Below are 16,986 nucleotides of genomic sequence, written 5' to 3'. Positions count from 1 at the left end.
GAGACGCCGGGGATTTCCGCCGCGCCGTTTCCACGGCCTCCCGGAGGGTCGCCGCGTAGCGGAGCCGAGCGGCACCCGTCCGCCTCGCCCCCGGCAGGCCCGGAACCGGGTCAGGCCAGGCAGGTCAGGGGCCGGCCCCCGTCGTAGTCGATCATTTCCAGCATCGCGGTGACCAGATCGATCGGCTCTCCGGGGGCGAGGCCGTCCAACTCGACGTAGGCCCGGTACGGCAACAAAGCGGGCGCGGTGCGCGTCCAACGGACCATGAAACATTCCATCGGCGCCGGACTGCTCGCCGCCACCTCGGCGCTGGCCATGCTGGCGGCCGCGACCGCGTGCGCCCTGCCCGCCTCCCGCGCCCGGAGCGCCGCCCCGGCTGCCGGCAGCGCTCCCGCGAGCTTCTCCCCCGCCTCTCCAAGCTCCGCCCCCGCGCGCCCCGCCGTCGCCGTCCAGGCCGCGGGCCTGCGGGTGGCGGACAGCGGCACCGCCGCCGGGCGCTGTCGCGCCGAGGCGCTCGCGGCGCGCGTCGGCAGGGTGGACGCCGGAGCGGGACAGCGTTACGCGCCGCTGGTGTTCACCAACACCTCCAGCGGGACCTGCTGGGTGTACGGCTTCGTCGGCCTGATCATGATCGACGGCAGCGGCGACGCGATGCGTACCAGGACGCGCAGGGAGAGCGTCCAGCCCCGGCGGATCACCCTGCGCCCCGGAGCGAGCGCGCACGCCAGGCTGCACTGGAGCGAGGTGCCCGGCGGGAGCCGGTCGTGCCCGGCCTCCGCACGGCTGATGATCATCCCGCCGGACGAGGTGGCGCACCTGGAGATTCCGTTCAAGGCGGCCGTCTGCGACGACGGCCGCCTGGACGTGACCCCGATGGCCTCCGGGGCGCGCCTTTAGCTCCTCGAACCGGGTCCGGGCCTGTTTCCCGGACCCCGCCTCGCTCCGGCCGCCGCGCCCCCGGCCGGAGCGGACCGGCGGCGTGCCGGAGCGGAGCGGCGGTACGCCTAGGGACGTCTCCGGTAGACCTGGGTTTCGATGTCCACCCCGATCTCACATTCCACGCCGAAGTAGTGGTCGCGCGCCTCCCGGAAGCTCTCCTCGATACCGTGCTGCGACTGTACGAAGGAGAGCAGGCTCCACGCCTCCTCCCTGCCGAGCCGGATCTCGTCGGGACCGAACCCCGGCTCGGCGTCCACCACGTAGCCGAGCGTGGTGGAGAAACGCCGGACGGGCTGGAAGCCGAACTCCGCGGCACGCTCAGGGAGATCGTTGAGGATCGTACGGTCGGCGGCGTAGTCACGGTCGTAGGTCTCGAGCATGCGGCGGACCACATCGGGGCCGCGGAAGGCCGCGTCGTTGACGTCGACCACGTACAGCAGCCCGCCGGGCCGCAGCACCCGGCGCATTTCGAGCAGGGCCAGGTCCGGACTGCGCAGGTGGACGAAGAGGAAGCTCGCCGTGACCACGTCGTGCGACGCGTCCGCCTCACCGGTGGCGTACGCGGTGCCCTGACGGAACGTGAGGCCGGGGAAGTTCGAGCGGGCCCTGGCGAGCAACTGGGGAGCCGGTTCGACTCCCCGCACGTCGTACCCGGCGAACGGGCCCTCCTCGGTGACCGCGGCCAGGTAGTCTCCGGGCCCACTGCCGACGTCGAGCAGCGACGCGGGCGCGGGCGGGAAGGGCGTCGAGGCCAGGCGTGGCCGCTGCTCGGCGAGTACCAACCGGCCCTGTGCGCTCAGCCGCGGCACCTCCTCCTGCAGGGACAGCAGGTCCAGGTAGAAGTTCTCCGCGCCGAGGCGCTCCACCGCCAGCAGGTCACCGCGGCCCTCGTCGGCGAGAAACCGGACCAGCGAGGGAATCGCCAGCCGCTCGTCACCGGACGGCGACTCCCGGGTCAGCTCCCGATGCCTGAGGTAGAACCCCTCCAAGGCCTCTCCACCCTCCACGGTCATCACCGTGACCGCGTCGTCGCCCGAGCCGACCTCACCGCGCATCACGAAGTCCCGCTTCGCGTACCGATCGAGGAGGTGGTCATACTGGCTCGGCCGGACGATGAGGAAGAACCGGGACGGGCGGAGCGACTCGCAGAGCTGCCGCACCATCGAGTTGGCGATCCGCGTGCTGATCAGGCGGCCCCGGTGGGTCTGGAGCGCCACCCGCTTGCCGATCTCGACGGTCGGCCCGTCCAGGTCGGTCAACTCCAGGGCGGCCAGCCCCGGCGCTCCGGGGCGGTAGACGTACGCGGAGATGGCGGCCACGATCTTCCCCCCGGACAGGGCGCACAGGTGAAGACCCTCCGGGTCGCCGTCGTGGTGCACCCTCTCCTCGGTCCACCCCAGCTCGGACATGAACACCCGCCGCCGGAGATCAAGGATCTCCTCGGCGGCCTCTTCCCATTTCAGCCAGCGGACCTCGATGTCACTTCCGTTGTGCATGCTCAAAGACCTCTCAGGGGATGCGTCCGAACCGCTCATCCGAGGTGGAGGTGTCCGGCGGCGGGGCGACCGGGGTTCCGGGGACCCCGAGATCGTGACCGCCGGTGAGGACGTCGCCACATCGCGAAAAGAACCAGAAGGGTAGGGGCGGACGGTTCACCGCCGGGCATGGCCAGGACCACGCCGGGGGCGGTTCACGTCTGCCGGGCAGGCCGTCAGCCGTAATATAGGACAGCGGACTTGTGACTTTCTTGGTGTTCGGCCGGACGGCACGGCACCCCCCGCAGGAGCGGTGAGCGCGCCTCAGTTCACGATCCCCGGCAGGATCACCTCGTCGAGCACGACCGAGGCGGTCGGCTGATCGGGCCTGTCGTACTGGCCCGCGGTGACGGCGACCACGAGGTCCAGCGCGGGCGCCACGTAGATCCGCTGACCGCCGTTGCCGAACCCGCCCGTCCAGGTGTCCCCCACGTACCACTGGTAGCCGTAGTGGAACCCCTCGTCGATCCGTACCCGCGGACGCAGGGCCTCCGCCAGCCAGGACTCGGGCACGATGCCGGCGCCCCGGTCGAGCACGAGCCGCCCGATCGCGAGGAGACCACGAGGGGTCAGCCGCAGCCCCGAGGCCGCCAGAGCCACCCCGTCCTCACCTGCCGACCACTCGGAACGCTCGATCTGCAGCGGCTCGAAGAGCCTGGCACGCGCGTACTCCTTCAGTGCCACTCCCGTGCCCTTCTCAATGATCCGCGCCAGCAGCGCCGAGGCGCCCCCGCAGTAGGACCATCGGACGCCGGGCTCTTCCACGATCGGCTGTCTCAGGATGTAGTGGAAGCGGTCGGGGTCCGACTCCATCGCGATCTCGCTGTTGGCCGTACTGGTGTAGGGGACGTTCTCGTTCCACTCCAGACCGAGCGTCATGGTGAGCGCGTGCTCGACGGTCAGCGCGGCGCGCCGGGGGTCCGCCGCGAGGTCCGGATACTCGGGGAAGTTCCGTAGCAGCGGCTCGTGCGGCTTCGGCACCCGGCCGTCGGCCAGGGCGATGCCGTACAGGAGGCCGACGACACTCTTGGTGACCGAGCGGATGTCGTGGAGCGTGTCGGGGGTGAAGCGCACGTGGCCGAGGGGCTCGTTCAACCTGAAGTCCTCACCTTCGCCGTAGTGCTCGATGACCACCTGGCCATGGTGGACGGCGACGACGGCGTGGAGGTCGGGCACTCGGTTCCGCTCGATGGCCCGGGCGAGGCGGTCGGCGATCATATGGCTGCTCATGATCTCGTTCTAGCCCTATCTCCGACCTTTGGGGTATCCGGCACAACCGGCGGCTCGCTGCAATTCCCGCGGAAACAGTCGCGACCACAGGCTTGTTGAGCCGCGACTTTACCTTGGGACCTCACCACCCCTGCGAGAGGTCGCAACGGGGTGCCGCTACTGCGGGCCTCTCACGGGTCCAGCCGAGATACCCGCAGAACCATCTTGAAGCCGCTTACCTGGGCGAAGGGCGAGCCTCCAGTACGGCCGAGCATCGTCCTTACTTCCGAATCAGTGCAGGTCGGAGACGGGTTCGTGGGATATTCGGCGCGCGCTCCGTGGGGCCCGTGTCAGACCATGGCCTCGGACAAGGGTTTGCGGGCCAGGTCGGGGACCTCGGCGTCGGCGGCGGCGTAGCCGATCGGGAACAGGATGTAGGGCCGCTCGTTGCCCGGCCGTCCGCAGATGCCGGTCAGGAACGCCATCGGGTTCGGAGTGTGGGTGAGCGTGGACAGGCCCATCGCGTGCAGGGCCGCGATGAAGAACCCGCAGGCGATGCCGACGCTCTCGTTGACGTAGTAGTGCTTGACCCTGGTGCCGTCGGGGCGTACGCCGTACTTCTCCGCGAAACAGACCACCAGCCACGGCACCGTTTCGAGGTAGCCCTTGTCGGAGCCGGTCTCCAGGCGGGCCAGGGCCGTACGCCACTCCGGGGTCAGCCGCCCGCCCTCGTAGTTCTGCCGCTCCTCGATCTCGGCCGCCTCCCTGATCCGCCTCCTGGTCTCCGGGTCACCGATCACGACGAACTTCCACGGCTGCTGATGGGCTCCCGAGGGTGCGGTGTTCGCCGTCCTGACGGCCAGCTCGACGCACTCGCGCGGCACCGGTTCGTCGCTGAAGAAGCGCACACTCCGGCGCAGGTCCATATGTTCGTAGAACTCCCGGCCCCGCGTCACCATTTCGGCCTCGGGATAACGCACGGGCCGGTACGGAATGAATGGATGGGAATGTTCCCGTGCCACGATCGCCTCCATGGTTGACATATATGCAGGCGTAGTCTGAATTACGGTTATAAGCAGGGCAACACAGTGACCGATTCACTGACAGATTGTCAGTACCGGGCACGCCCCGCACTCCGGAGGTGGACAGATTGGCAGCTCGGAGGAACGGCCTGGACGAGCTCGACCGTAAGGTGCTCCATCTGATCAGGGAGCGCCCCCGGACCGGCCTGCTGGAGATCGCCCGCCTCCTCGGCGTCGCCCGGGGCACCGTCCAGGCCCGCCTGGACCGGATGATCGCCGACGGCGTGATCACCGACTTCGGCCCCAACCTGTCTCCGCACGCCCTCGGCTATCCGGTGCAGGCCTTCACCACCCTTGAGGTGGAGCAGGCCTCCCGCGCCGACATCTCCAGCGCCCTCACAGCGATCCCCGAAGTCCTCGAAGCGCACATCGTCACCGGCCCCGGCGACGTCTGGTGCCGCATCGCCGGACGCGACCACGAGCACATCCAGCAGGTCATCGACCAGACCCTGGCCATCCCCGGAGTGCGGCGGAGCGGCACGGTGATCACCCTGTCCACCGTGGTCCCCCACCGGGTCCAGCCACTGGCCGACGTCCGCTGAACGGAACACACCGGGCCCCGGCAGCGTGCGCGCCGTCGTACCGGCCCGTCCTGAGCGTGCCTTGAGAGTCGAGGCGGGGACCGCACCGCAGGACAGGCGGGGGCGGGAGCCGGTGAAGTCGGCGGTCGTATCGTGGGGCCCAGGGTTGTGAAGATCTGGAGGTTTGACATGGAGTACGTGCGCCTGGGGTCCACCGGTATGAAGGTGTCGAGGGTCTGCCTCGGCATGATGAGTTACGGCGATCCCGCCAAGTGGGGTGAGTGGGTGCTCGACGAGGCCGCCGCCGAGCCGATCGTGCGCCGGGCGGTCGAGGCGGGGATCACCTTCTTCGACACCGCCGACGTCTACTCGCTGGGCAGCAGCGAGGAGGTCACCGGCCGGCTGCTGAGCAGGCTCTTCACCGACCGGGACGACTATGTGCTGGCCACCAAGGTGTGCATGCCGATGGGCAAGGGTGTCAACGACCGCGGCCTGTCGCGCAAGCACATCCTCTCCTCGATCGACACCTCACTGCGCCGGCTGGGCACCGACTACGTGGACCTCTACCAGATCCACCGCTGGGACCCGGAAACCCCGATCGAGGAGACCATGGAGGCCCTGCACGACGTGGTCCGCGCGGGCAAGGCCCGCTACATCGGCGCCTCCAGCATGTACGCCTGGCAGTTCGCCAAGGCCCAGCACGTCGCCGAGAGCAACGGCTGGACGAAGTTCGTCGCGATGCAGAGTCATTACAATCTTCTTTACCGAGAAGAGGAGCGGGAGATGAATCCGCTCTGCCTCGACCAGGGGGTGGGCCTGATCCCGTGGAGCCCGCTGGCCCGGGGGCTGCTGGCCCGCGCGGGCTCCGAGGGGAGCACCACCCGCTCGGGCAGCGACGCGCGCATCGAGGCCCTGTACGACGACGCCGACAACGACCGTCTGATCCTGAACCGGGTCGCCCAGGTGGCCAGGGAGCGCGAGGTCCCTCCCGCGCAGGTGGCGTTGTCCTGGCTGCTCCACCAGCCGGGCCTGTCGGCCCCGATCGTGGGCGCGACCAAGGAGGGGCATGTGGACGACGCGGTCGCCGCGGTGGACCTGACCCTCACCGAGAAGGAACTCGCCTTCCTCGCCGAGCCGTACCGCCCTCGGACCATCAAGCACTGATATTTCCAGGCTCTGACCAACTCTCAGTGATCGAATTATGGAGTGTGCGGAGCGTGGCTGGTGCCTGGATCGACCCCAATTCGGGCGACGGAGGCTCAGACACGCGTCTCTCAACGAACAGCACGAGGTCGGACGGCGTCGCGAGTTCCCCATCGCTCGCCTGACACCTCACCACACGTCCGTGTCACCGGAAACCATCTCATGTATGAGAACAGCGCTCCTCACCTGCGCCGTCCTCCCCTCCCTCTCCGTTCGGCGGTAGACGACCGGAGAGGGAGGGGAGCAGGACCGGCACCGGGACCACCCCGCCCGGCCCCCGGATTCAGAGGCTCACCGGCACGGGATGGGCGGGACGGCGGTCGATGCGCCGCCGGTCCGCGTCGGTTCCGAAGTGGTAGTCGATGCGCCGGGTCGCCTCGGCCCAGTCCCTCATCGAACGCACCGGGGTCAGGGCGTCGACCACGAACGGGTCGCTCCACCGCGCGACGGCGCGTTCCCACAGCACGGTGGGGTCGTCCGTCAGGAGGCTGCCCACGGTTCCCTCGTAGATGGGCATCGCGCGCACCTGCCCGTCGGGCTCGATATGCATCAGGGGGAACGCCATCTGCGCCATGAGGTTCGGGTGCATCATGAGGATGAAGTTGTCGGAGGTCCTGATCTGCACGGACGCCGGTGCCGCGGCCAGCAGGCGCTGGTTGTGCTCCTCGCCGATCAGCGCGCGGAGCTGCTCGTTGTCGAGGAGCTCGTGCTCGCTGAACTCGGGCCGGCTCGCCAGCCCGGTCGGCACCGCGGCGGCGAAGTTGAGGAACCGCACCCGCGGGAAGCGGGGGAGGATCTCCGTGCAGAACTCCTCCGTCTGGTGAAGGTTGCTGCGCAGGACCGCGTAGTCGATCCCGAACTCCACCGGCTCGCCTCCGCGGGCCGTGCGCTCCGCGGAGGCCTCGTCGAGGATGGCCAGCGTGTTCATCGTGCGCTCGAACGAGCCGGCCCGCGAGCGAATCCGGTCGTGGACCTCGGGGGTGGCCCCGTCGATGCTCACGGTGATCCGGGAGAAGACCCCGAGGATGTCCTCGGCCATCCGGGGGGTGAACGTCCACCCGCTGGTGTAGAGGTTGACCTTGATCCCCGCCTGGGTGAAGCGCTCGGCGACCTCGTGGATCCTCTTGATCAGCAGTGGTTCGCCACCGGCGAACTCCATCGAGGACGGGCGCAGGGAGATGATCGCGTCGGCGACCCTGAGCATGTCGTCGTGGCTCAGCTGCCGGGCCGCTCGCCTGCCCGACTCCGAGTAGCAGTGCATGCACCGCAGCGGGCAGGCGTAGGTGACGTCCCAGATGACATCGGTGGGCGCGGCGAGATGGTTCATCGCGTGGTCCTTTCGGCGCCTGTCGGCACGGAGGTCGGTGAAGGGATGACGGTCGGGTCCCTGGACGGGTCGTGGCCGCGCCAGTGGCCGACCAGGTCGGCGTAGAGGGGGGATCGGGCCATTAGTGTGATCCGGTGAGGGCGACGGTGCCGTCCATCAGCAGGACGCGCCGGGCCCTGCGGGCGGAGCTGATGCGGTGCGCGATCACGATGAGCGTGCCCTCGCGGGTGGCGAACGCCGTCTCGGCGCGCAGCTCGGCGGCCGGGTCGAGATGGCAGGTGGCCTCGTCCGGGATGACGACACGCGCGGGGGACGCGTGGACGCGGGCCAGCGCGACGAGTTGCCGCTCCCCGGCCGACAGGGCGGAGGGGGCATCGATCGAAGCTCAGGCGCCGCACACGCAGGAGATGGCCGACCGGCTCGGCGCCGGAGGCGGGCGGGAGATCGGCCGCGGCGGGCGAAGGGCCGACGGTGGCCGTGGGCGCCGGGGGTGGGGGGCGATGGTCTCGGCGAGCCTGCGCAGGGTGACGGCCAGGGTCACGCCCCAGCCGCCGACGATGCCGACGAGCGAGCGCAGGGCCGGATCGAGACCGGTGACCAGGTAGGTCACCGCCCCGACGACCCCACCCGCGCTCAGGTGACCGTTCTGGATCAGGGGACGCGCGGTGATCAGCAGGCCGATCAACGGCAGGTGCGCGGCGAGAACGGTCACGACGGCTATCGTCGGCGGCGCCCACGCACCGCGCGCCGTGGAACGGAGAAGCCGGTCGGCGTGTTCGCCCGCCAACCGCTCCCGCGGCGCTCCGGGTGCACGGCCTGGCATCTCTCACCTCTCAGAACGGGCGCCGCCCGTCGATATCGGCCTGGATCATCCGCTCCCACGTTGGTGGGCGCGGATGATCTCACCGGACTACCGTGCCAGTCCTACCGATCACGCCTACCGACTACGGCCGGTGAGCGGCAGATCGCCTACGGGCGCTCGGTGACCAGGCAGCTGTGGTTGTTATCACAGGTGACGGTGCAGGTCAAGCTGCACGGGTACAGCTGCGTCTCCTTCGCGGCGGGAAGCATGTCCAGGGCGTCGATGTCGAGTTCCATGCGATTTCCTTTCAGGTGGTTGATCGTCGTCGGGGCCATGCGGCTTTGACGGCAGTCTTAGATCATGGTGTTGTTGGCGCAGGTGGTGCCCCTGCAGGTGTAGGTACAGGTGATCTCGCAGGGGTACAGCTGCGTCTCCTTCGCGGCGGGAAGCATGTCCAAAACGTCGATGTCGAGTTCCATGCGATTTCCTTTCAGATGGTTGATCGTCGTCGGGGCCACACGCCTTTGGTGGGTGCGGCCCCTGTCAGCCGGTTCCGGGCGCTCCTGCGGTCAGAATCGGGAGAGCCCGGAGTGTCGGCTGGATCTTGGTCCTCATCCGGCGCACAAACGCGGCGCCGGATGAGGAGAGGGGTCAGGCGCGGAGGAAGCCGATGAGGCGGTCGCGGACGACGTGCCCGCCGCTTTCCGACAGCGGGTCGTGGCCGGCGCCGGGGATCTCCAGGTAGGTGAGTTCCGCACCGTGGTGGTGACCGGTCTGGAGGAGCCGATCACACAATCGCCGGGAGTGGGCCACCGGGATGATCGGGTCGCGCTCGCCGTGGACGACGAGGAGCGGCAGCCGTATGCGGTCGGCCAGTCGCAACAGGTCGCGGGGGCCGAGCTCGTCGTGGGGTTCCTCACGCCCGCCGAGCCGGTCGAGCATGGTTTGCACCGGGGGCGGCCCGTCCTCGTACAGTTCCCGTCCGGACAGGAAGGGCGCGACGACCGCGGCGCGGGCCCACAGGTCCGGCCGCGCGGCGGCGGCCAGTAGCGCCAGGTAGGCACCGTAGCTGGCGCCGTACAGCATCGGCCGGTCCATGCCGGGATGCCGCGCGGCGGCCAGGACATCTCCCAGGTGGACGATGTCGGCCAGGTCGGGTCCGCCCCAGGCTCCCTGAATGGCGTCCCGGTGGGCGGCGCCGTATCCGGTGCTGCCACGCTGGTTGGGCGCGACCACGGCGATGCCCGCCGCGGCCAGGTGCTGGAACATCGGCTCGAAGCCGAGATGCCAGGCGGCTTCGGGACCGCCGTGCAGCGCGAGCACGACCCGCGGGCTGGTCACGGGGTCGCCGTAGACGATGGCCTCGACGCGTCCCGTCGGCCCGTCGTAGCCCTGGACGCGGGCGGGCGTCCAGGGCGTGGGAAGGCATTCCGAAGCGAACAGGACACGTGCTGGAGACAGGTCGGAGACGGTGACGAGGCCGGACGGGCGGTCGGGTGCGCCGTAGACGAGATGCAGGCCGGCGGTGGTCCACTGGGCCGCCGGATACAGCTTCCCCGGCGGCAGGTCGATCTCGCCGGTCGTGTCCTCGACCAGGTCGTGGAGCAGCAGGTGGGAGCGGGCACCACGGGTGACGGACAGTGCCAGGCGCCGTCCGGCGAGGTCCAGGGCCAGCGGTGTCACGGTGCCCTCGATCGCGTTCAGCCGGTCGGGGAAGACGGTGGGTGAAGCGTCGTCACGGTGGCGGACGCCCAGCCGATAGGCGCCGCCGCGGCGGGCGGCGACGAGCAGTACCCCGGCGCGGGGTGCGGCCCGCAGCACGTGCTCGTCGTCGGCCGCTCCGACCAGGGGGACGAGCGCGCCACGCGACAGGTCCAGGACCCTCGTGCTCGCCCCGGCCTCCGCTGAGGGCACGGCGAGACGCGTACCGGCCTCGTCGAGCCAGATCCCGCCGTTGACCAGGCCCGGTAGCTCCGCGATCGGCTCGGGCGCCTCGGCCAGGCCGGACAGGCGCCACACCGTGGTGTGCCGGTCGGCGTCGATCACGAAGGCCACGGCGGCCGTCCCCTCGGACAAGCCGGCGATGAGCCCGATGCCCCGGCCGCGGACGACGGCCAGCTGGTGTTCCTCGGTCTCCTCGCCGTCCGGGGCGGGGACGGCGAGCAGGAGGTGGTGCGCGCCGTCCCCGTCGTCGAGGCGGCACAGCAGGACGTGGCCGTCGTCGGTGGGAATCGGCACGGTCATCGGGGTCAGCCCGTCGCGGGTGCGCAGCAGCCGGGGCCGTGGCGCGTCACCGGTCAGATCCCATATTTCCAGGGCATGGCGGTCACGCCCGTGGGCCGCCACACACGCGGCGTACCGCCCGTGTCCCGAGAGGCGGAAGTTGATCCGCAGACCGTCCCTGAGATGTTCCGTGCCAGTCACGGCGCCGGCCGGGTTCATTGTGCGGGGGGCCATCACGAGCCGCCGACGGGTGCGCGGTCACTGTCCCCGACCTCCGCCATCCAGGAGCGCGGCCCGCCGTGGCGCAACCTGTGCAGGAAGTCCAGCACGCCCGCCAGGCCGGTGTTCCAGCCCATGCTCACCTGGGTCCCGCTCTCATCCGCCACCACCAGCAGCCCGTCGCGAAGCATGGCGCGAGCACACAGGTAGCCGGCCAGTTCCCCGGCCTGCTCGCGGTAGGCCGGCTCGTCGAGCAGGTCGGCCATGTCCAGGAGGAACTGGCCGTCACCGGCCAGGCCGTGGCAGGCGGAGGTGCCCGAGTTCAGGAGGCTCGCGCGCACGGCGACCGCGGCGCCCTCGGCCGCCTCGCGGAAGCGCGTGTCGCCGGTGGCGGCGTACAGGCGGACCAGGAAGGTGCCCACGCCCGAGGACCCGCTGCACCAGTGCGGCATCATGGACGTGCCCTCGGGACCCTCCCTCCACCAGATGGCGTCGCCCCGCTGTTCGGCGAGGTCCAGCAGGGTCTCGCCCGCGGCCGTGGCCGTCTCCAGGCAGTCCTCACGCCCGAGCGCGATACCTGTGGCCAGCAGGAACGCCCCGATCCCGGCGACGCCATGGCCGAAGCCGTAGTGCAGCACGCCCGCCAACGTGGAGTCGAAGTCCGCCGGGATGGGCCACAGCACGGCTTCGGGTGTGCGCTGGGCGACCTTGAGCAGGGTGTCGGCGCACTCGCCGGCCCTGTCGCGGAAGCGAGTGTCGCCGGTACGGTGCCAGAAGTGCAACAGGGCCAGTCCCGTCCCGGCCAGACCGTGGCACACATCCGGATTGGGCCAGTCGGTCGGCAGGCCCAGTGCCAGGTCGATGCCCTCGGCGCGCAGCGGCTCGTCGCCGAGCGCGTGGCCGGCCTCGTACAGGCTCCAGGCGATGCCCGCCCGGCCGAAGTACAGCCCCGGCGAGGGCCGATGCTCACCGGACATGCGGCGTACGGTCCAGCCTGCGGCGTCCCGCAGCCCCGCGACAAGATCGGCGCGCGACGGCGCCGGCGGTTCCGCCCTCCCCCCTCGGGCGGACGTCGCGGTCGCGGACTCCGCCGCTGAGGCCAGCAGGGTGAGCACTCCGGCGGAGCCGTACTGCACGGAGCACGGATCGACGGTCACGCCGAAACCCACGATGGGCCACAGGTGACCGTGCGGCGCGGGGTTGGCGACCGCGGCCGGCAACATCGTCCGCAGTGTGTAGGCGATCCCGTCCCACAGCAGGCGATCCCATTCGGCCACGCCCGGCCGCGGGCCGGCGGCGGGGAGGGGTACGAGATCGGTGGCGGGGGACGATATGGGAGCGGCGGCCATCTCCTCCAGGAACGTCCGCACGCGCTGCAGATCCCAGCGCAGCGCGGGATCCTCCCTCATCAGTCCGAGGATCAGGGGGGTCATCGCGGTGGCCACGGCGTTACCGGCGGCGACCACGCTCCACAGCGTGCTCAGCCGGGAGTCCCATGATCGCTCGGCGGGCTCGTCCTCCAGCAGCGCCGGCTGGCTTCCGGTCATCAGGAAGAAAACCGTCGCTCCCAGAGCGAACAGGTCGGCCTCCACCCCCAGCGCGGGCGCGTAGTAGGCGAACCGGGCCTGCTCGGGCGGGGCATAGCCGGGGGTGAAGACGCGGCCGGTCGGCGTGCCGGGCACGACGGCCATCTCCAGGTCGATGAGCAGGCAGTCGTCCTCGGGGGTGACGATGACGTTGTTCGGGGTCAGGTCACGGAGCACGTACCCCTGATCGTGGACCGTGGAGACCAGGTCGACCAGCCGCCGCGCCAGGCTCACCACGGCCTCGCGCCACTGCGGCTCGGGCCGCAGGAGGCGCTGTTCGCTGGCCCATACGCTGAGCGAACTCCCGGCGAGATGTTCCTGCGCCAGGAACAGGTTGCCCTTGGTCTCAAACAGCGCCAGCTTGCGTGCCGTGACGCCCAGGGGGCCGAAGATCTCCAGCATGCGCGCCTCGTGACGCAGCAGGTCTCGCCCGTCGTGCCCGTCGCGCATACTGCCGAGATGCGGGCGAGCCTGCTTGATCACCGCATCGCCGCCCTCGACCCGGTCCTCGGCCAGGAAAACCCCGCCCTTGGAACCGTGCTTCAGTGCCTGGCGCACCGCGAACCGGTCGCCCAGCAGCACCGCCGCCGGCGCGGCGGTCCTGACCGGCGCCTTACCCGACTCGAAAGGACAGACCGCCCAGGAGGGCGGTGAGTACCAGCCGTTGCGCTCGTCGGTCACCCGCGTGCCGTCGGGCGCGGTCAGCCGCGATTCGTAGCCGCCGTCATTGCCGAGATAGCTGGGTGCGGAGAACACCCCGAAGCGGTAGTGGACCAGGCTGCCGGGCCGGTAGGCGCGGTCGGAGAGGATGGGAGGCCCGGGCAGGCCGAAGGTGGCCTGGTGCAGTTCCTCGGCGATCGCCACGGCGGCCTCGTCGTCGGGCGGGTAGACCGTGATGAACTTGCCCACCGCCCCGCGGCTCTGGTTGCGTGAGGTGAGACCGTCCAGCTCGCCCAGCGTGGCGGCGAACTTGAACGCGCAGCGGCGGCGGGCCAGTACCTCCGTCACCGCCGCCAGCACCATCGGCGCCGACAGCACCGTCGCCGACACGTGCAGCTTCCAGCCCTGGTCGCGTGAGGTCTCATCGACCGGGGCCAGGTACGTCCACGGCCTGCCACGGCGAAGCAGCCACCCGGGGGCGATCCGCTCCCCAGAAGAACCCTGCCGCTCCTCTCCGCCGGGCGCCGCGCATGCTTCCGTCGCGCCGCCCGTCCGGGCCGCGGCGCGCGCCAGGACGGCTCTGGCGACGTCCTCCAGAAGGTTCCCGGTGACGTTGTCCAGAACGTCGCGCTTCTCGCCGGGGCGCTCATCCTCACTCGTTGTCTGCACGGCCACGAACCCCTATCGCCCTCAGTTCAAAGCGGCCGAACCCGGTAGGGGCGTCATGCCTTTGAACCGCAACCTCGTCCTAATCTTGTCAGTGCAAAAATTAAGCTAAGGGGCCACCCCAAATCTTGTCAACGACAAGTTGAGGTGGCGGCGGCGCTCCAACTGGCGGCGCGCACGGAAAGCGAGGTCAGCGGATGCGGGTGTCGGCCTTGATGGGTGGCGGATCTTCCTGGTGAGCTTGCGGATGCTCGCGTCCGGGGCGGAGGTCGCGGTCACGCCGAACCTGACGGCGGCGCCCCGGCGCGACCCCGCCCAGGCGCGGATTCGCACACCGGGGACGTGTCGCGGGGCGCCGCCTCTTCGAAGACGTCGATCACGTGGACCGTGCCGACCATGTCGACCTGGAGGACCTTCCTGGCGGGCGCGGCTACGTACCCAATAGGACCGCATGTGTCCTTTTGTCAGGATTTACCATTTGTGACGCTATATCGCCAGATATACGCGCATATGAGAGGGAGGTGCTATTTCCGACCGTGGATTGATCAACGGAGGATCCGATGGTTCGAAAGATGATCATCCTGGTGGCGGTCACCGTGGCCGCGATGGGCGGTACGGCCGGTGCCGTCGTCTCCCCCTCCCCCCAGGCCCTCACCCAGCAGGACAGGGACTTCCTCGTCCAGGCGCACCAGTCCAACCTGACCGAGATCGAGTCGAGCAAGACCGCCCGGGAGAAGACCGCCGGCCAGCAGGACCGGGAGGTCACCAGGACCGTCCGCAAACTGGCGAAGACTTTCATCAAGGACCACAAGAAACTCGACAAGGCCGTCCGCCGGGTGGCCGATCGGCTCGGCGTCAAGCTTCCCGACACGCCCAACACGGAGCAGCGCAAGCAGCTCGACCAGCTGTCTGCCCTGAGCGGCGCGGAGTTCGACAGGGCCTGGATCAGCGCGGAGCTCAACGGCCACCACGAGACCCTCGCCGCCGTGGAGCAGGAGATCGAGAACGGTTCCTCACCCGAGGTGAAGAAGCTCGCCACCGAGGCCAAGCCCATCGTGCAGGAGCACATAGACCTGCTGCTCAAGGCCGAGAGGGCCTCCACTCCCAGCCCCTCGGAAAGTGCCGGCCCTTCGGAAAGCCCGAGCCTCTCGGAAAGCCCCAGCCCCTCGGAGAGCTGAGGCGGGCACCGCGGCACTCTGGGGCGGCTCCCCGCTCGAAGAACTCCCACGACACCGAGCCTTGCCCAGGTGGCCACGGAACGACGGTCACGAAGGCAGCGGCAGGTACTCGAACCAGTCGAAGGCGGCCGTGTTGCTGCTCGGGTGGCCGTTGGAGGTGGCGTACAGACCGATCATGGCACCGGTGAAGCCTCCAGCCACGGTGGAGCTGAGGATCCGGCCGTCCACCGGATCTCCGAGATCGATCCACTCGCCGGGCCGTACCGCGTAGCGGGCCTGGTAGTCCTGGCCGTGCGCCTCCACGCCGAGCCAGAGCGGTCCGGCCGGCCCGGCCGGGATGTCGGCGCGGGCCAGGCGGGTGTCCACCCCCTCGGCCCTGCGGGTGAGTTCCAGACCGCGCGCGGTGAGGGTGAGCGCGATGTGGAAGTCGTCGTTCTGGAGCAGGACGAGCCCGGCGCGCTCCTCCCCCTCCGGGCGGAACTCCATCACCGTGTGGGCCGCGAAGGCGATGTGCCGCTGCCGCCGGGCGACCAGGCTGGGCGCGGCCCGCTCGCACACGGTCTGCGGGAGCGCGCGGAGGGTGAGCCGGCTGTCGGCCAGACTCCAGTACGGCTCCCTGGGCGTGCGCAGGTGGTTCCAGTCCGGCGCCAGGCGTCCGGCGTCGAAGTGGTCACAGGCGGGGACGGCGGACCAGCGGCGAACCGGCGTCGAGGGGGCCGGCATCCGCGGCTCGACCTGGTCGAACACCGGCCAGTCGTCCTCCCAGCGCACCCTGGTCAGGAAGGTCTCGCGGCCCAGGTTGTAGCCGCGGAAGGCGCGGGCGGCGGCCGTCGTGGGCGGGTCGTCGGGAAGACCGCCGTAGGGGCGGGTGGCGAGCAGCACCGACCACCACTCGCCCTGCGCGTTCTGGACCAGGTCGGGGTGGCCGACGCTGGTGATGGGGTGGCGCAACCCGAGGTGGCGGTGGGTGAGGACGGGGTTGCGCGGATTGCCCTGGTAGGGGCCGGTGATCCGCTCGGCCCTGGCGACCATGACCGCGTGGTCCTCGGCGGTTCCCCCCTCGGAGGTCAGCAGGTAGTAGTGGGCGCCGATCCGGTAGATGTGCGGGCCCTCGGACCAGATGCCGCCGCGCTGCACCGGCTCCCAGATCACGTACTCCGCACCGACCGGCTTGAGCGTGGCGAGGTCGAGTTCGCGCAGCCAGATCTCGGTGTCACCGTCGTAGCGCCTGGCCGCCCTCTCCCGGCTGCCGGTCATCCAGGCGCGGCCGTCGTCGTCGAAGAAGAGCGAGGGATCGAAACCTCGGGTGTCGGGAAACCAGACCGGGTCGCTCCACGGCCCGGCCGGGTCGGTGGCGGTGACCAGGAAGTTGCCCGGCTCGTCCATCAGCGTCGTGATCATGTAGAAGACGCCGTCGTGGTACCGGAGAGTGGGGGCGTAGATGCCACCGGACGGCCGTACGCCGTCCAGATCGAGCTGGGAAGGCCGGTCCAGCACGTGACCGAGCTGCCGCCAGTGCACGAGGTCTCGGCTGTGGAAGATCGGGACCCCGGGAAACCACTCGAAGGACGAGGTGACGAGGTAGTAGTCCGCGCCCACCCGGCATACCGAGGGATCGGGGTGGAAACCGGGGATGACGGGGTTGTCGTACACGGGTCCTCCGTTGGCATGTGCGGATCCTTCGTCCGCGCGACTTCCTGGCCGGGGTAGGCGGCCTCTTCCGGGAGGCCCGCGTACACGCCGGCCAGGATCGAGGCGAGCGTCATGATCCCGAAGCCGCCGATCTGCATCAGCACCATGAGCACGATCTCGCCGAAGAGCGACCAGTGCGCCGCG

General features: G+C 70.1%; 15 protein-coding genes. 4 read left to right on the top strand and 11 right to left on the bottom strand.

Going from position 1 to position 16,986, the window contains the following annotated elements:
- Nucleotides 1-110 precede the first annotated feature (110 nt).
- Nucleotides 111-266: a hypothetical protein gene (locus ABZU75_RS33015; protein ID WP_355562830.1), complete on the bottom strand. Its 156-nt coding sequence runs from the start codon at nt 264-266 to the stop codon at nt 111-113.
- Here ABZU75_RS33015 and ABZU75_RS33010 point away from each other — a divergent pair.
- Entirely contained in the window at nt 265-897 is a 633-nt protein-coding gene (locus tag ABZU75_RS33010) for a DUF4232 domain-containing protein (protein ID WP_355562827.1), read from the top strand. The two genes, ABZU75_RS33015 and ABZU75_RS33010, sit on opposite strands and share 2 nt — an antisense overlap.
- 107 nt (nt 898-1,004) lie before the next feature.
- On the opposite strand, the gene ABZU75_RS33005 is transcribed toward ABZU75_RS33010, so the two are convergent.
- The 3 genes from ABZU75_RS33005 to ABZU75_RS32995 all read right to left on the bottom strand — a co-directional run bounded on the left by ABZU75_RS33005 (nt 1,005) and on the right by ABZU75_RS32995 (nt 4,663).
- Entirely contained in the window at nt 1,005-2,435 is a 1,431-nt protein-coding gene (locus ABZU75_RS33005) for a class I SAM-dependent methyltransferase (protein ID WP_355562824.1), read from the bottom strand.
- Nucleotides 2,436-2,738: 303 nt separating this feature from the next.
- A complete protein-coding gene (locus tag ABZU75_RS33000; protein ID WP_355562821.1) occupies nt 2,739-3,704 on the bottom strand; it encodes a serine hydrolase in 966 nt (321 codons plus the stop codon).
- 329 nt (nt 3,705-4,033) lie between these two features.
- Nucleotides 4,034-4,663 (bottom strand): nitroreductase family protein, encoded by a 630-nt coding sequence (locus tag ABZU75_RS32995; protein WP_355562818.1) that lies wholly within the window; start codon nt 4,661-4,663, stop codon nt 4,034-4,036.
- A 170-nt stretch (nt 4,664-4,833) separates the two neighbouring features.
- On the opposite strand from ABZU75_RS32995, the gene ABZU75_RS32990 reads away from it, so the two are divergent.
- Both ABZU75_RS32990 and ABZU75_RS32985 read left to right on the top strand, forming a co-directional pair.
- Nucleotides 4,834-5,307 (top strand): Lrp/AsnC family transcriptional regulator, encoded by a 474-nt coding sequence (locus ABZU75_RS32990; RefSeq protein WP_355562815.1) that lies wholly within the window; start codon nt 4,834-4,836, stop codon nt 5,305-5,307.
- Between the two features lie 168 nt (nt 5,308-5,475).
- On the top strand, nt 5,476-6,450 hold the full coding sequence (locus ABZU75_RS32985) for an aldo/keto reductase (RefSeq protein WP_355562813.1): 975 nt from the start codon (nt 5,476-5,478) through the stop codon (nt 6,448-6,450).
- Nucleotides 6,451-6,772: 322 nt separating this feature from the next.
- Here the strand turns inward: ABZU75_RS32985 and ABZU75_RS32980 are convergent, their stop codons facing one another.
- From ABZU75_RS32980 to lanL, 6 genes are all read right to left on the bottom strand, one after another.
- Nucleotides 6,773-7,816 (bottom strand): radical SAM protein, encoded by a 1,044-nt coding sequence (locus ABZU75_RS32980; RefSeq protein WP_355562811.1) that lies wholly within the window; start codon nt 7,814-7,816, stop codon nt 6,773-6,775.
- Between the two features lie 385 nt (nt 7,817-8,201).
- The gene (locus ABZU75_RS32975; protein ID WP_355562808.1) at nt 8,202-8,528 is read right to left on the bottom strand and encodes a hypothetical protein; all 327 of its coding nucleotides are present in this window, start codon (nt 8,526-8,528) and stop codon (nt 8,202-8,204) included.
- A gap of 257 nt (nt 8,529-8,785) precedes the next feature.
- A complete protein-coding gene (locus ABZU75_RS32970; RefSeq protein WP_355562805.1) occupies nt 8,786-8,914 on the bottom strand; it encodes an ALQxL family class IV lanthipeptide in 129 nt (42 codons plus the stop codon).
- Between the two features lie 57 nt (nt 8,915-8,971).
- A complete protein-coding gene (locus tag ABZU75_RS32965) occupies nt 8,972-9,097 on the bottom strand; it encodes an ALQxL family class IV lanthipeptide (protein WP_355562802.1) in 126 nt (41 codons plus the stop codon).
- 172 nt (nt 9,098-9,269) lie between these two features.
- Nucleotides 9,270-11,042 (bottom strand): alpha/beta fold hydrolase, encoded by a 1,773-nt coding sequence (locus ABZU75_RS32960; protein WP_355562799.1) that lies wholly within the window; start codon nt 11,040-11,042, stop codon nt 9,270-9,272.
- 32 nt (nt 11,043-11,074) lie between these two features.
- Nucleotides 11,075-13,975, bottom strand: coding sequence for a class IV lanthionine synthetase LanL (gene lanL / locus ABZU75_RS32955; protein ID WP_355562796.1), 2,901 nt, complete (start codon nt 13,973-13,975; stop codon nt 11,075-11,077).
- Nucleotides 13,976-14,532: 557 nt separating this feature from the next.
- Between lanL and ABZU75_RS32950 the strand changes: the two genes are divergently transcribed.
- Nucleotides 14,533-15,150, top strand: coding sequence for a DUF4142 domain-containing protein (locus ABZU75_RS32950; RefSeq protein ID WP_355562793.1), 618 nt, complete (start codon nt 14,533-14,535; stop codon nt 15,148-15,150).
- 87 nt (nt 15,151-15,237) lie between these two features.
- On the opposite strand, the gene ABZU75_RS32945 is transcribed toward ABZU75_RS32950, so the two are convergent.
- A complete protein-coding gene (locus ABZU75_RS32945) occupies nt 15,238-16,803 on the bottom strand; it encodes a glycoside hydrolase family 43 protein (protein ID WP_355562790.1) in 1,566 nt (521 codons plus the stop codon).
- Nucleotides 16,804-16,986: the final 183 nt, after the last annotated feature.

This window comes from Streptosporangium sp. NPDC005286 (genome assembly GCF_040607515.1).
Lineage (GTDB): Bacteria > Actinomycetota > Actinomycetes > Streptosporangiales > Streptosporangiaceae > Streptosporangium.
The sequence above is the reverse complement of the archived record's forward strand: the minus strand, read 5'-3'. Positions and strand labels throughout refer to the sequence as shown.

Excerpts from the sequence above, each read along its gene's own strand:
- ABZU75_RS33010 (WP_355562827.1), top strand. The coding sequence starts at position 265 with ATGAAACATTCCATCGGCGCCGGACTGCTCGCCGCCACCTCGGCGCTG.
- ABZU75_RS33015 (WP_355562830.1), bottom strand. The coding sequence starts at position 266 with ATGGTCCGTTGGACGCGCACCGCGCCCGCTTTGTTGCCGTACCGGGCC.
- ABZU75_RS33005 (WP_355562824.1), bottom strand. The coding sequence starts at position 2,435 with ATGCACAACGGAAGTGACATCGAGGTCCGCTGGCTGAAATGGGAAGAG.
- ABZU75_RS33000 (WP_355562821.1), bottom strand. The coding sequence starts at position 3,704 with ATGAGCAGCCATATGATCGCCGACCGCCTCGCCCGGGCCATCGAGCGG.
- ABZU75_RS32985 (WP_355562813.1), top strand. The coding sequence starts at position 5,476 with ATGGAGTACGTGCGCCTGGGGTCCACCGGTATGAAGGTGTCGAGGGTC.
- ABZU75_RS32980 (WP_355562811.1), bottom strand. The coding sequence starts at position 7,816 with ATGAACCATCTCGCCGCGCCCACCGATGTCATCTGGGACGTCACCTAC.
- ABZU75_RS32970 (WP_355562805.1), bottom strand. The coding sequence starts at position 8,914 with ATGGAACTCGACATCGACGCCCTGGACATGCTTCCCGCCGCGAAGGAG.
- ABZU75_RS32965 (WP_355562802.1), bottom strand. The coding sequence starts at position 9,097 with ATGGAACTCGACATCGACGTTTTGGACATGCTTCCCGCCGCGAAGGAG.
- ABZU75_RS32950 (WP_355562793.1), top strand. The coding sequence starts at position 14,533 with ATGGTTCGAAAGATGATCATCCTGGTGGCGGTCACCGTGGCCGCGATG.